The 14,288-nt window shown below is 37.9% G+C and carries 8 protein-coding genes, 1 tRNA gene and 3 pseudogenes; 4 read left to right on the top strand and 8 right to left on the bottom strand.

Features of this window, described 5'->3' with window-relative positions; all coding sequences use genetic code 11:
* Positions 1-107: 107 nt before the first annotated feature.
* A tRNA-His gene (locus tag HWQ40_RS33930) sits at positions 108-180 on the top strand.
* Positions 181-1,583: 1,403 nt separating this feature from the next.
* A complete protein-coding gene (locus tag HWQ40_RS33925) occupies positions 1,584-4,004 on the top strand; it encodes a sucrose synthase (RefSeq protein ID WP_292786678.1) in 2,421 nt (806 codons plus the stop codon).
* A 60-nt stretch (positions 4,005-4,064) separates the two neighbouring features.
* Here HWQ40_RS33925 and HWQ40_RS33920 read toward each other — a convergent pair whose 3' ends face one another.
* The 4 genes and pseudogenes from HWQ40_RS33920 to HWQ40_RS33905 all read right to left on the bottom strand — a co-directional run bounded on the left by HWQ40_RS33920 (position 4,065) and on the right by HWQ40_RS33905 (position 6,615).
* On the bottom strand, positions 4,065-4,619 hold the full coding sequence (locus tag HWQ40_RS33920) for a peptidoglycan-binding domain-containing protein (protein WP_292786675.1): 555 nt from the start codon (positions 4,617-4,619) through the stop codon (positions 4,065-4,067).
* Positions 4,620-4,960: 341 nt separating this feature from the next.
* Positions 4,961-5,128: pseudogene (locus HWQ40_RS33915) on the bottom strand (CRISPR-associated protein Cas4); the annotation flags it as partial.
* Positions 5,129-5,159: 31 nt separating this feature from the next.
* Positions 5,160-6,005, bottom strand: coding sequence for a CRISPR-associated endoribonuclease Cas6 (gene cas6, locus HWQ40_RS33910; protein ID WP_292786673.1), 846 nt, complete (start codon positions 6,003-6,005; stop codon positions 5,160-5,162).
* Positions 5,995-6,615 (bottom strand): 2OG-Fe(II) oxygenase, encoded by a 621-nt coding sequence (locus HWQ40_RS33905; protein WP_292786670.1) that lies wholly within the window; start codon positions 6,613-6,615, stop codon positions 5,995-5,997. Before HWQ40_RS33905 ends, cas6 begins: the two co-directional genes overlap by 11 nt.
* A gap of 109 nt (positions 6,616-6,724) precedes the next feature.
* Between HWQ40_RS33905 and HWQ40_RS33900 the strand changes: the two genes are divergently transcribed.
* Complete coding sequence (locus tag HWQ40_RS33900) at positions 6,725-7,135, top strand: hypothetical protein (protein ID WP_292786667.1); 411 nt, start codon at positions 6,725-6,727, stop codon at positions 7,133-7,135.
* Positions 7,136-7,159: 24 nt separating this feature from the next.
* On the opposite strand, the pseudogene HWQ40_RS33895 reads toward HWQ40_RS33900, so the two are convergent.
* Positions 7,160-7,411 (bottom strand): annotated as a pseudogene (locus tag HWQ40_RS33895) (DUF1016 N-terminal domain-containing protein); the annotation flags it as partial.
* A 3-nt stretch (positions 7,412-7,414) separates the two neighbouring features.
* Between HWQ40_RS33895 and HWQ40_RS33890 the strand changes: the two are divergent.
* Positions 7,415-7,795: pseudogene (locus HWQ40_RS33890) on the top strand (WYL domain-containing protein); the annotation flags it as partial.
* A 308-nt stretch (positions 7,796-8,103) separates the two neighbouring features.
* Here HWQ40_RS33890 and HWQ40_RS33885 read toward each other — a convergent pair.
* The 3 genes from HWQ40_RS33885 to HWQ40_RS33875 form a co-directional block, all read right to left on the bottom strand.
* Positions 8,104-11,349, bottom strand: coding sequence for an SNF2-related protein (locus HWQ40_RS33885; RefSeq protein ID WP_292786664.1), 3,246 nt, complete (start codon positions 11,347-11,349; stop codon positions 8,104-8,106).
* A gap of 383 nt (positions 11,350-11,732) precedes the next feature.
* Positions 11,733-12,617, bottom strand: a complete 885-nt coding sequence (locus tag HWQ40_RS33880) for a fructosamine kinase family protein (protein WP_292786661.1) — start codon at positions 12,615-12,617, stop codon at positions 11,733-11,735.
* A gap of 122 nt (positions 12,618-12,739) precedes the next feature.
* Positions 12,740-14,062 (bottom strand): pitrilysin family protein, encoded by a 1,323-nt coding sequence (locus HWQ40_RS33875; protein WP_292786658.1) that lies wholly within the window; start codon positions 14,060-14,062, stop codon positions 12,740-12,742.
* Positions 14,063-14,288: the final 226 nt, after the last annotated feature.

The following is a 14,288-nucleotide window of genomic DNA, read 5'->3' as shown; positions in this document are numbered from 1 at the left end:
CATTGTAATCGTTAGATTCCAGAGACTCTAAATCAACTAAGTCCGTTCCTTGAACAAAAACTCTTGATCGATTGCCAAATTATTGCTATAATTCAAATTGTTGAATGGCGAGCGTAGCCAAGTGGTTAAGGCAGTGGTTTGTGGTACCACCATTCGTGGGTTCAATTCCCATCGTTCGCCCTACATAATTTCATATTGATATATAGATTCCTATATAAAGATCGGTTGTGGTTCTGAACATTCATAACCATTACTTTAGCAACGATCTGTCGTCTACGAGTTCATAGACTTGCAAGGATTACAAACCTACGACAATTCATTATTTTATCAATAAGTTAATGTTTATAAGCAAATCTACTTTCTAAATGAAAATTAGGTGTGCAATGTCTTATGATAAGCTACTTCTCTACGAGATGGGCTAAGGATAGAGAACCTGTTACTACGCTATCGAACTAAGCAGATGCTCATACTTTTCTGGAGCATGAGCTATTTATATTAAGATTCCCGATTTCTTGGAGAAGTCGGGAATTTGAGTGTCAGAAGTTCTTGAACGCACATTTAACTGTTAAAAAATGCCTAGAAGAATGATCAAAGTCAGCCCACAAAAGGCAAGTAAAGAGATAATCAAAATATTGCCTATACTGTGGTCAGAAGCTGTTAACTTATCTGTATTGGTAGCCATATAAATCGACCAACATTTAAACAACTTTTGCCTAAATTATAACTATGGCAAATAAACATTAGTCTATCTTGGAACAAAAATTGATTTTAATTAATTTAAGTTTAACTATTTAGTTAAATTTTCAGCAAAACCATTAATTTTTGTTTCAACTATTTAAAAAGAGATTATAGCAAGACTATTACTTATTCCCCAAATTAACACAATATAGGAATCATATAGAACTCATATCTGATTTCTGAACAAGATTTCAGATCAAACCCTGATAAAACAGGCTTTTGAGTCTCAGTATGTTTTCAACAATCAAATCGGAGTCCTATATTTGATTTTTGAAATTATTTACCTTACACACAGCAGATTTCAAGTTGGTGAACTACACAAGCTAAGTCTCAAAGCCTAGTGCCGCAAGGCGGAAGTCAAAAGTCAAAAAGCTTGTGTTGTCAGCTTTTCCCTGATTGTGAATGGTATCTCTATTTACGCCGTGCTGTACTAGTTTACTTCTGGTAGCGCAGCCCATTGTGACTACTGAATTTTGAATTCTGCTGTATGTGCTGATAATCAAAATATACGCAAATAATAAATGATATAGTAAAGATTAAATCAAGCAATTGAGGGTGTGATAATTTGTGCCCTAACTATTATGATGCAGTTATTTACTAACATCTATCAAAAGAAATAAAAATTGTATTCCTTTAGTGAGATCCAAAAATACTGAGTCATAGATACTTTAAGTAAAGTAGAACATGATTTAAGTGCCTACTGAAAAGTTGATACTTGTAGGTACACAGATAAAAATAATTTATCTGTGTTGTTTCGTGTTTATATGTGTTTAACAAAAGGTCGAGGCTTATTTGTCTCGCCTAAAAAGTTAACAATGCAAACATCGTCATTTAGTGGAGTTGCTATGTCTGAATTGCTTCAAGCAGTCTTAGATAGTGAAGAAAGAAGTGATTTACGTTCCTTTATTAGTGAATTACGCCAACAAGAAAAGAAGTACTTGCTGCGGAACGACATACTCAATGTATATAGTGAATATTGTTCCAAGTCCGAGAAACCTGAGACTTTTTACACTTCCTCTGAGTTGGGAAAACTCATTTACTATACTCAGGAAATAATTCAGGAGGACTCAAACTTTTGTTTCATCATCCGTTCTAAGATTGCCAGCCAAGAAGTTTATTGGTTGACATCAGACTTAAGCATTGAGCCGATGACGGTGCAGGATTTGTTGGATCTGCGCGATCGCTTGGTGAACAAATTTCATCCCAACGAGGGCGACTTGCTAGAATTGGACTTCGGCCCGTTTTATGACTACTCCCCAACCATCCGCGACCCCAAAAATATTGGTAAAGGGGTACAATACCTCAACCGCTATCTTTCCAGTAAACTATTTCAAGACTCCAAACAATTGTTGGACAGCTTGTTAAATTTCTTGCGCCTGCACCACTACAATGGTGTCCAGCTGCTAGTCAACGATCGCATTCAATCACAGCAGCAACTTTCCGAGCAAGTTAAGAAGGCTATCGGTTTTGTTAATAATCGCCTCGAAGATGAACCCTACGAACAATTCCGCTTCCAATTGCAGTCAATGGGTTTTGAGCCGGGTTGGGGTAACACCGCAGCGCGAGTGCGGGAAACTTTAAATATTCTCGATGAATTGATTGATTCTGCCGATCCCCAGACCTTAGAAGCTTTCATTTCTCGTGTTCCGATGATTTTTAGAATCGTCTTGGTGTCAGCTCACGGTTGGTTTGGGCAAGAGGGAGTTTTAGGGCGTCCCGATACCGGTGGTCAGGTAGTTTACGTCCTTGACCAGGCAAAGAGCCTAGAGAAGCAGCTACAAGAAGATGTTCTGCTTGCGGGTTTAGAGAAATTGAATGTCGAGCCAAAGGTAATTATTCTCACCCGCTTGATTCCCAATAGTGATGGCACCCTTTGTAATCAACGGTTAGAAAAAGTCCTTGGTACCGAAAATGCCTGGATTTTGCGAGTGCCTTTACGGGAATTTAACCCTAACATGACTCAAAACTGGATTTCTCGGTTTGAGTTTTGGCCTTATCTAGAAACCTACGCCATTGATTCCGAAAGAGAACTACGGGCAGAATTTCAAGGCACACCTGATTTAATAGTTGGAAACTATACAGATGGGAATTTAGTGGCATTCTTGCTGGCGCGACGGCTAAAAGTTACCCAATGCAATGTTGCCCATGCTTTAGAAAAATCTAAATACTTGTTCAGTAACCTCTACTGGCAAGAATTAGAAGATAAATATCATTTTTCCTTGCAATTCACAGCTGATTTGATTGCCATGAATGCTGCCAATTTTGTGATTAGCAGCACCTACCAAGAAATTGTCGGAACACCAGATAGTGTGGGACAGTACGAATCTTATAAGTGCTTCACTATGCCAGAGTTGTACCATGTTACCAATGGGATTGAATTATTTAGTCCCAAATTTAATGTCGTACCACCTGGAGTAAACGAAAATAATTACTTTCCCTATACTCGGACTAAAGACCGCGTAGAGAGCGATCGCCAACGCCTTGCAGAAACACTCTTTACTCTGGAAGATCCCACGCAAATCTTTGGCAAACTCGACGATCCTAACAAGCGCCCTCTCTTCTCAATGGCGCGTCTTGACCACATTAAAAACCTCACAGGTTTAGCTGAATGTTATGGTCAAAGTAAAGAATTACAAGAGCATTGCAACTTAATTTTGGTAGCGGGTAAATTACGCGTCGAAGAATCAGGTGACAACGAAGAACGTGACGAAATTATCAAACTCTACCAAATAATTGACCAGTACAATCTCCACGGTAAAATTCGTTGGTTGGGTGTGCGCCTCTCCAAAACCGATTCCGGTGAAATTTACCGAGTCATTGCCGATCATCAGGGAATTTTTGTACAACCAGCTTTATTTGAAGCTTTTGGTTTGACAATTTTAGAAGCGATGGTTTCAGGATTACCGACTTTTGCCACACAGTTTGGTGGGCCATTGGAGATTATTCAAGATAAGGTAAATGGCTTTTTGATTAACCCGACAAATTTAGAGGAAACAGCCACCAAAATTGTGGAATTCATCACTAAATCCGAACAAAGCCCTAACTATTGGAGTGAAATTTCCCAGCGAGGAATTGACCGAGTTTACAGCACCTATACTTGGAAAATTCACACTACCAAGCTGTTATCATTAGCACGAATTTATGGCTTCTGGAACTTTACCTCAAAGGAAAATCGGGAAGATTTATTGCGCTATATCGAGGCTTTGTTTTATTTAATTTACAAGCCAAGAGCGCAACAGTTATTAGAGCAGCATAAGTACCGTTAGTTTGTCATTTGTCATTTGTCATTAGCTAAAGACTAAAGACAAATGACTAAAGACAAATAACTAAATTGTTAGCGCACTCCAAGTTCGTTGACCAACTACTCCATCTACTCCTAAATTTCGCTGGTTTTGAAAGGCTTTGACAGCAGTCTCTGTTAGTGCGCCAAAAATCCCATCTACTCTCACAGCATAACCGTTAGACACTAATAGCTGTTGTAAGGCTCTGACAGCAATACCAGAACTACCGAAATAAAGAGTCGGTAGAGGTTGGCTACTAAACTTCTGGAACCGTCCTGTAGCCTTTGTACGGACTTTACCTCCAGACTGAAAAGACTTCTTAGGCTTACCTAACTTAGAAGAAACTAGTCCCAGATTCTTTTTGCTGATTTTCTGAAGTATATGTTCTTTTTCTAGTTTCAGCGCTGAGAGAGAAGCCTGGGAAATCCCATCTGTCTGCATGAATTCAGGTGGTGTGACTTTAGCAGTTATCTCTAACTGACTCTGTTTTGACTGGTTTACCTCATTTTCCATCTGAAATAATTGCTGCTGTGGCAAATTGGCCCCAGATGCTTGTCTTATTGTTAACACGCCCGTCATCATCAGGCCAATTTCAGTCATTTTAGTTTATTTTACTTCAACCAATATTTATTTTAACCAACAACATTGTTGCTGTTCAGGATAGTACATACTAACCAAACAAAAAAGTCATGTACTAATTTTTCCAGATAATATTTTCATGTTCATATTTGCTCACCTCCGATTCCATTTAATCCGATTAATATACTTAATCAAGCCATCAAGTTATCAGACATACTATCTAAATCAATGGTTTAGACAATAACATACTATACGATCATCTGGGAATGCCATCAAATAAATTTACCTAGTTATATTTGGATCGTGCTTGGTGTGCTGATGTTGCTTTTATTCAGCCAAATTGCCCGAATCTGCTAAGTTTATCCTCGCTGTATATCGCTTGTCGTGTGGACGCGATCGTGTAAAGTTGTACCTTAAATTGTGTATTGATTATCGGTAAATTCGCCTGCACAAAACATTTGCCAACAACGATGCGGACAATAGGCATCTTGATTCAATGCCGCAATTGAAATATATTCAGTTTGATTCATAACTGAGGTGGTTTTTAAATAATTATTAGAATTATGGAGAATATAGCCGCCGTGTCATTCCCATTCCCATAGTTGTTTTGCGACCAATTCCTGCATACAAAGCAAAATTAGCTAAAGCGTTAAGTTGCTTAATTTGTATAGGTTCAATTTTTCCCAAAATCTTGTAGTTAACTTCGCCAAGAATGCCAATAAATTTGCTGCGGTAGTCGGCTAATATTTCTGTGTGAATGTTGACAAAAGAAGGAAAGATTGACTCGATCGCAATGTGATTAAATTCTATGCCACTGTATTTATTCCACCGCGAAAGTAGAGAATTAAAGACAGATTCTCTGGTAGGAAGGGTAGTATCATACTGTCCTTGACGGAAGGCGGTAGGCGTGCAAAAGCTAAGGTTAATGGAAGAATTGCACTCGCTAGCTTCTTCGTATAATTGAGCATAAGTACTGGCATTTGCCCAAGGTTGGATAGATTGGGGTGTGCCTTGAATGCTGGTAATATACAAGTCAGCCGGGCCAAGATGCCAAGGATGATTAGGATTTAGATTTAGCCAGAGTTGGGTAAGTTTGCCAAATAGAGTGTCATCTAATAAAGAGATGCGCCACCAACAAGGAGTCCCGGTGGGAATGGGTTGTTGATATGAATATTGCAATTTAGATCCCCCTTTACCACCCTTTAAAATGGGGGAGTTTATATTACTAATTTGTAGAGGGGAGAGGGTGAAAGCTTTATCAGCAGTGGAATCGTGCAAGCGATCGCCTAATGTGCTATCTACAGAACTAACAAGGGTTAAAAATAGGGCGTGGAGATGTCTACCTGTAAGATACTGTGGTGGAATAGGCGATTGAGGTAGCAAATTCAACACTAAACTATGAGGCATACTTTCTCTTTTTGGTTGTAGACTGAGTGCTTCTTGACTCAACAGTAAACTCAGGGATTTCCTGAAGTTCAGCTTCACTCAAACTATACTGTTCACAAACTAAACTTAAGCGATTTCCTGGGGTTTTGACAGCGTTAACCGAATGGGTTAAATCACCTTGAAAATAAACTAAAGTATTGAATTGGGGCTTAATTTGCCCAAGTTGGCGTTTGTGCGATCGCAATACCAATTCTCCCCCTTCCATATCCGCAGGTACGCGCACATAGAGAACACTGACAACCGCAGGTGGTTCAATGGTTTTGGAGTAGGAACGCAGGGAGCGATCAATATGCGGATCGACGCGGGAGCCTTCCTTTAGCTGTAAAGGATTGAGGTAAAAAGCATTACAATTCGGCTGGAGAGCTAAATCTAAGTAAGGCTTGAAGTAGGGAAACTGCTGTTCTACTTTTGGTAATCCAGAACGCTGGAACACTACAGAAAATCCTTTAGTGGCGACAAAATCGCGGTTGAGGTTGTTGATAGCAAAGTAAGGACAAGCTTGGATTTCTCCCCACAAGTTGTTTAGGTAATCGCTGGGGAAGGCGTTGGTTTGTTGTTGATAGTGTTTCACTGGGGATAGAGGAGCGATCGCTAAATGTGGTATCTAAAATTTTAAAGACTGTCAAGTGATGATAGTAGTATTCTTTTAGGTGAGAAAAACTACGTATAGAGAAAGACCAATGAGAATTGATGATTACAATGCAGCAAAGGCACTAACTGAAAAACTCAAAGAGAACTTACCCATTAAAGCACGAGCAGGGAAGGAGTTTTTGAAGACATTAAGGCAAAAAGGGGAAAACGCTGATCCAGACAGAGAATTTGAAATTGATTTCGTTGGCTATTCAGGAGATGAAGGTGGGATTATGTGCGGACTAAAAGAGCCGAATAATCCCGAAAGTAAAGAAAAATATGTTTCTTCTATTACTCACCTAAGAATTGACTCTAATCATCCCCTAGCTACTGAAGTGCAGGCTTACCAACGCCAGCGAATTCGTAAGTTAATGTTGCAAAACTCCAGAGGTTTTAAAGCAGAGCTAATGACACTAGAGCCAGCAAAAAATAAAAACCGTGGTAAAGGTTTTGGGAAGTAATTAACTCCGAAAACGATATTCTATCCGAGTCATTCTGATATAGAATTCCCGTTCTAGGTCATCTTTGCACTTCTCTACAATGACCAGATTGTGACTCCATCCAATTTCTCGCACCAATGGTGCGAGTTTTTCATTGTTGACATAAAATTCATAAAAAAGCCTCATCCGCCAGAGGTTAGCAGTAGAGAATCCACTAATTCCTGGAAACTCTGCTTGTAAGTCTTTTGCTAACTGTTCTACTACGGATTTTCCCCAAGTAGCGCCCTGCTGTTGAGTATCGGTATGATGTGGGGAGAAGACCCTAATATCTCTAAGTTAATTAAAGCGATCGCTCAACGTAAGTTACTCATCGGTAACAATAACGATTGGAAAGAACCACGCATCAGAGCATTACATAGATGTATCAATGCGTTGACAGACATCGGGCAAATTGAACAAGCCCAAATCATTGCAAACTTACTTCTCGAACGCAGCGAATTATCATTACCGTTGCGAAGCGAAATCGAACGTTTTCTAGAGAATTTGCCCCCAGCTTGGCACTTAGAAATAGACCGCTATATCTTGCGCAAACAGCCCTTTCAGCTTTCCTATCAAGATGCAGCAGAGCGTGTGTTTAATTTTACCGTTCGCTATGCCAAAGTTACACCCCACGAAAAGAAGGACATAGTTGCATCAAATGCAAGAGCCAAATATTAACTACAATATCAACTTTAATACAAGATAGAACTAGTAGTTGATATTTAGTAAGATTACGAAAAAATCTTGTCTTTTCCCACTGCCTATTTCCTGTCCTAACCAAGGTTTATAAAGCTGAAAATTGCTATAACTTAAGTTGACTGACTCAGAAGTTTTACTTTTACAATACTTCTAAGTAAGTTTTGAGTGACGATCACCTTTTCCTATGCTTAAAAACTACAAAGTTGTACAAGAATCATTATCTAATACATTTTTTCACAAAGCGCAATTATTTATTTTGATGAAATGCTAATAATGCAAGCAGCAACATTTTGCCAAATTGGTTGAGTATACGGTATATTATTGATTATTTGTTCTAAATTTTCAGTGTTAAGTAAAATATTGTGAAATTCTTTATCTTCTTTCAAGTCATTTAAACTAACAATTTGTCTTTTGTATTTTCTGTCTTGGCGTTTGTCAAATAAATAAGGATTAAGTATATCAAGCCATTGCTGTGAAAAAAGATAATAATTGATACTATACTCTGAGTCTATTGAAGTTGGTTTAAATAGCTCAAGTACTTCTTCATATAGACTCTTTTTAGAGGCATTTTTAGTTATCTGTAATTGTCTTTCAATTATAAACTGGACAACTTCTAATGCTCTTCTTCTCTTATTTGGTAAGAGTTTAATTTCATTGTTTTTAAGAAGCTGAAGACATCGACTTAGAACTTTAGTTGTTGTGTCAGTCCACATCTCTGGTTTAATTGATGTGTTCAATTTTGCTCTTAGTTCTCTACATATCTCTGGTAGCTCTGAATAGATACAATCTTTTGAATCAATAAAATACCATCTGGGTGGTGATAATTTGCCTCCTCTCGTTGCTATAAATAACCAACTTTCTTTAGATTCTAATATACTTATTTTGACTTTTATGCTTGCATTCACATCTTTAAAATATAAATAATCCTTTTTTTGTATAAGTGAATTTTCTCCTTCATATAAATCATGAACTGGTTTAAAGGCATCTTGTATCCCTTCCCAAATATAGTCTTCTTGCTCAAGTTCTTCCAAAGCCTCTACAAAGTCTTTAGGACGTACAATTTGATCCATGTGTTTATCTAAAATTTGAGGTGGGATGTCAAAGTTTAATCCAATTAAACTCTCTGCATCTAAAGAAGTTTTAATTAATTTTTTATCTGTCCTCAGCGCAAATTCATCAGAGTCAGATGGCCAGAAAACTTGAATTTTTTTATGAGGACTGTCCAATCTATCAATTCTACCAATACGTTGTTCAGCTATTCGGAGAACAGTTGGCATATCTAAAAATAATACAGCAGATGCCTGCTGTAAATTAACACCTTCTGACATACAGTCAGAAAGCAATCCCAAAATATTTTTCTCTTTTGAACCTAGTTCAAATTTTTTTAATGCTGTATCTTTTGTTGTTGTTCCAGTCACTATATAAGTTTCGATATTTGTGTGATTTTCTGTAATCAGCTTTTTCAAATAATCTAGAGTTATTATAGTACTATCAAATGCAATAACTAAATTGTGATTTTCAAAAAGTTTAACTAGTTTATTGACTTTTGAATTTTCGCGTGCAGGTGAGATTTTTCTTACTAACTGTGCTATTTGTGTGTATATTTTAATTTCTTCATCACAAAGTTTTTGATATTCTGCTAAATTTGTTAGCCAGGATGGGAGCAAATCATCAGAAAGCTTATTGTCAGGAAGTTTTATTTTATAGGTTTCTAATTTTTCAATAATGTTTCCAGAGTGTGTTTTAGAAGTTGTAAATTTGAATTCATCTAGAACTACTTTTGTTCCTTCTATAAGTTCTATTAAAGCTACTCTCGAAGACCTCAATGTTGCTTGTACAGCAAATATTGCTAGCGTGTTTGCTGTATTTAACCTCATCTTAATATAAGCTTCCTCTCCAATTTCAAAATAATAGTCAGTCTTTTCTAACTTTTGTAAATATATAATTCCCTTTAACTGTTTAGCAAGATTATTAATTTCTAAGGCTATTGATTTGTCCTTTGTTGTTTCTTTAGTAGCATAAGTGTGACTCTCAGTTTTGGGATATCGACATAATCTTCCGAATTTATCTTTATACTTCTCTGGTTCTTGTTCAATTAAATTTTTAAATTGCTTTTTAGTTCTACGTAGAATAAATTTTTTAATATATTTTCTTAAATTCTCTGTTTCTTTAGCATTCTTCAATAATCCACCTTTTTTCAGTCTTTTTAACTGATTTAATTCATCATTATCTAAGTTATCGACATCAAGCATTTCTATCAAGCGTAATAAATCTCTGACTTGCTTGCTAATAGGTGTGGCGGTAGAAAGAATAACATAGTCAGCTTTATGCTTTGAAATATTATCACTTCGCTGAGATTTTGAATTTAAATAATTATGAGCTTCATCTATCGTTAAGATATTAGCTATTTGAATTTCTTTCAAAATATTTTTATGTCTAGAGTTATGAGAATGGCTTAATAATCCCATTGAAACCTGTGAACTCTGAGCAAAGCCTATATCAACAGATTCTTGATGCCAATTGTTTTGTACTATTGGCGGACATATTGTCAATATATATGATTTATTCATTCTGTCAGACTCCCACAACCAGTAAAATAGTAATAATTGAAGTGTGCTGATGAGCTTAGTCTTACCAGAACCAGTTGGATCGGCAATCAAGACACAACCTTGAGTTTGTAATATATATAATGCTTGTCCTAAACCATATCTCTGTGCAGGCCACAAGCTAATATTATTTAATTTTTCATATAGTTGAGGAAATTCTTTGAACCAATTGCATTCTAGGATTTCTGCGATCGCTCTTGCCAAAGCTTCTTCCCACGATGTTATTGACATTAATTTTTCTAATAAACCTATGATTTCATCTTTATAGTCTTGCCCCAATTTATAATAATTTTCCGCAATCTGATCCATTCCTTCATACTGTTGTTTTTCAAAAAGTATAATAGAATTCTTATAAACCCTGACATTAGCTTCTAACTGTTGGGATAAACCATTTTTGCTAAAATTAGAGGAACCTGAAATTGCATGACTTTCGCCAATATAGAGTTTTGCATGAAAATTATCCAAAATTTTAAAATGGAGTTTACCAGTTCTAATATACTCAATAGTTTTAATAATGTTTCCGCCCTTCAATAAAGAATATCTACGCTCTAACCAATAGTCTTTTATTTCTTTTTGTAAATCAACTATTTTCCAAAATTTTCTGGGGCGGTTATCAGGCTCTGAACCAAGAAGAATACGCACAGAATTAATTGTCGACATATCAACCTCAGTATTAAAAATATCTATGATATTTCCCAGCGAACTAAATCCTGTGTTTATTAAATAATTTTCACTTGAATTAATATCTTTAATAACTTCTTGCTTAACATTTCTCTTTTCACTAGGAAGATTAAGAGGAAATAATGCATTAGGAGGCCATTTCATGTTAGTGTTTTCGTTATCTAAATTAGACTGTGGTTCAGATTCATTACCTTTTGATTTTTTAGCCATTTTTATTTATTATTAATATTTGTGACAAAATGACAGGCCAACGGAGTAGTGCCAAGCCCAAAAATTAATTTCTATTAATTATGAATCTTGCCTCTCCGACTCTTGAATACTTTCAAAATCAGTAAACAAAACACTGATTTGGTACAATAGTACTATAAAAGTGGAATCATACAAAAAAATTAGTCACTCGCACATAAGATTTAGTGTGAGTGACCATCGCGCTCTCTAGAATTCTAATTTTTTAGAATGTTATGCTAGGTTATAGGTAGTCTACATACTGCTGGGCATTAACGCCAGCATTCCACTACAGGCAATTGCTTTTCTACGTGCTTTTGTTGTGGAAGAGCGATTCGGACTATTGGGACTTTGTAAAAAAGTGAAGTTCAATGCAAAATCTGGTCAATCATCTGATTTGCTTGAGAACTATAACCGCCACCAAATAAATTGAAGTGATTCAATATGTGATAGAGGTTATAAAGTGTTTTTCTCTGCTCATAACCTGGCTCTAAAGGAAAGACTTCGTTGTAACCCTTATAAAACGCTGCTGGGAACCCACCAAACAATTCTGTCATGGCGATATCAACTTCGCGATCGCCAAAATAAGTTGCTGGATCAAATATCACTGGTTCTCCCAACGCAGTACATCCAGCATTTCCGCCCCATAAATCGCCATGTACCAACGAAGGTTGCACTTGACGATCTGCTAATAGTTCAGGAATCACCGCTAATAACTTATCTTCTTTAGGGAAATTACCTCCCCTCCGCCTTGCTAATTGAAATTGATAACCCAGGCGATGTTTAACATAAAATTCCACCCAGTCTGCTGTCCAAGTATTAATTTGTGGCGTGGAACCAATAGTATTGTTAATTTTCCAACCAAAACCTTGACTGCTACTAGCTTTGTGCATCGCTGCCAACTTCCGCCCCATCTCTTCCCATCGCGGAGCGTCTCGTAGAGAGGATTCAGTATTACCGCTACCAAGTTCCAACCATTCCAGGACGATATAGCTAGAATTATCAGCAGTACCCCAGCAAATTGGTTTGGGGATGCGAATACTAGCTGTTGCGAGCATTTGCTCTAAACCCAACGCCTCAGCTTCAAACATTGCAACTTGAGATGCAAGGTTTTGTTTGACGAAGTAGGTTATCTCACCATTAGAGACAGCATAACCTTGGTTGATGCACCCGCCACCAACCGATCGCCGTTGCTGACTTTGAAATTTTTCGCCAGTCACCTGGCTAATATGCGCGTCGATTTGAGTCCACATGATTAAATAAAAGTTAGGAGTTAGGAGTTATGAGTTATGAGTTAGAAGTAAGGAGCTAAATAAAACTTAGGAGTGAGGAGTCTCAATCATGGTTTTTTACTCATAACTCCTCACTCTTAACTCTAAAAGGGCTTGACGAAAACTACACCATAAGCATCTGGAGATAGATACTCTTTGGCTGCTTGCATCAAGTCTGTTGCATCTTGGCTCTGAATTATCGCTGGGTAGTTAAAGGCGGGTTCCAAATCTCCCACCAAAGATTGATAATAACCATACAACCCAGAGCGATCGCTTGGTGTTTCGTTACCAAAAACAAATTTGTTAGCTACTCTGAGCCGTATACGGGCAATTTCTGATTCTGTTACCAACTCTGTTTGTAGTTTGCCAATATGTTGAGCGATCGCATCCTCTACAACTGGTAAATTTTCCACTGCACATTTAGCTGAAATATAAAATATCCCTTGTAGCTCATTGCTCATGTTGCTCACAGAAATTGAAGAAACCAATCCCCGTTCTTCTCGTAAATCCCTCACCAGTCTTGATGTCCGTCCGTGTCCCAAAATTCCTGCTAAAACATCCAATCCATAGGTGCGATCTAACTGGGTCATTCCTGGAACCCGCCAAACCATCACTAGCCTTGCTTGTTGCAGACTTTCATCGATAAATTCTCGACGGACAATTTCTGTAAATGGTGACTCAGGAGGGAGTGGGGAAGGTGGTGCCCCCTCTGGGGATAAGGGGGAATGTGGGGCCCCCTCTGGGGATAAGGGGGAATGGAGAGTTTTATTAGCTTTTGTAAATCCTTCAGTAACAGTTGCAATTAATTCTTCCACGGGCAAATTGCCCACAGCTACAGCAGTAATTGACTGGGGTTGATACCAATTAGCATGAAAATCTCGCATCTGCTGGGGTTTAAGTTCAGCAATCACCGATTCTGGCCCCAATACCGCACGGCGATAGGGTAGATAATCAAAGGCTGTCTCCATCGCCCGCCGATATGTACGCCGTTGGGGATTATCCTCTGAACGTCTAATTTCTTCTAAAACTACCAATCGCTCACGTTCAAAGGCATCATCAGGAATACTCGCATTCGATACTACATCTATTTGTAGTGGCGCAAGCTCGGCAAAATCTTTGGGGGCAGTAGTTATATAGTAATGAGTATAGTCTTGGCTAGTAGCGGCATTGGTAACAGCACCCCGTTCTTCAATTCGACGTTCAAATTCGCCGCTAGCCAGTCGTTCTGTTCCTTTAAAAATCATGTGTTCTAAAAAGTGAGCCATGCCGTTAATGGCATCAGGTTCTACAGCAGAGCCAACTTTTATCCATAAGTTGAGGTTTACAGCTTCAACTGGCATTTGCTCGACAATGATTGTCAAACCATTGGGCAACTTGTGGAGCGTCGGAGCATTGAGACGGGGAAATTTCCGCAGGGTTGAGGTCATTGCTACTTGTGTGTGAGGAGCATGTTACTCTCTTATCTTATCTGCGACTATAAAATAAACACTGCGATCGCTTCTCCTGTCGAAGACACTTCTCCTTTTATAGAAAAGCGATCGCATTAGCAAGAGACGCAAAGAAGACTTGACAGGGCATCTGCCTTAAGTTGACGCTAAGGGACTTGCGAAAAAATAAAGTACCAGCCATTCGAGAATATTTAGGAAGCGCGGA

It is taken from the genome of Nostoc sp. NMS9 (assembly GCF_017114995.1).
In the GTDB taxonomy this organism is placed as follows: Bacteria; Cyanobacteriota; Cyanobacteriia; order Cyanobacteriales; family Nostocaceae; genus Nostoc.
Note: the sequence above shows the minus strand (reverse complement) of the source record. Positions and strands in the feature narration are given on the sequence as shown.

Coding starts and splice junctions, on each gene's coding strand:
- HWQ40_RS33925 (WP_292786678.1), top strand. CDS start 1,584: ATGTCTGAATTGCTTCAAGCAGTCTTAGATAGTGAAGAAAGAAGTGAT.
- HWQ40_RS33920 (WP_292786675.1), bottom strand. CDS start 4,619: ATGACTGAAATTGGCCTGATGATGACGGGCGTGTTAACAATAAGACAA.
- cas6 (WP_292786673.1), bottom strand. CDS start 6,005: ATGCCTCATAGTTTAGTGTTGAATTTGCTACCTCAATCGCCTATTCCA.
- HWQ40_RS33900 (WP_292786667.1), top strand. CDS start 6,725: ATGAGAATTGATGATTACAATGCAGCAAAGGCACTAACTGAAAAACTC.
- HWQ40_RS33885 (WP_292786664.1), bottom strand. CDS start 11,349: ATGGCTAAAAAATCAAAAGGTAATGAATCTGAACCACAGTCTAATTTA.
- HWQ40_RS33880 (WP_292786661.1), bottom strand. CDS start 12,617: ATGTGGACTCAAATCGACGCGCATATTAGCCAGGTGACTGGCGAAAAA.
- HWQ40_RS33875 (WP_292786658.1), bottom strand. CDS start 14,062: ATGACCTCAACCCTGCGGAAATTTCCCCGTCTCAATGCTCCGACGCTC.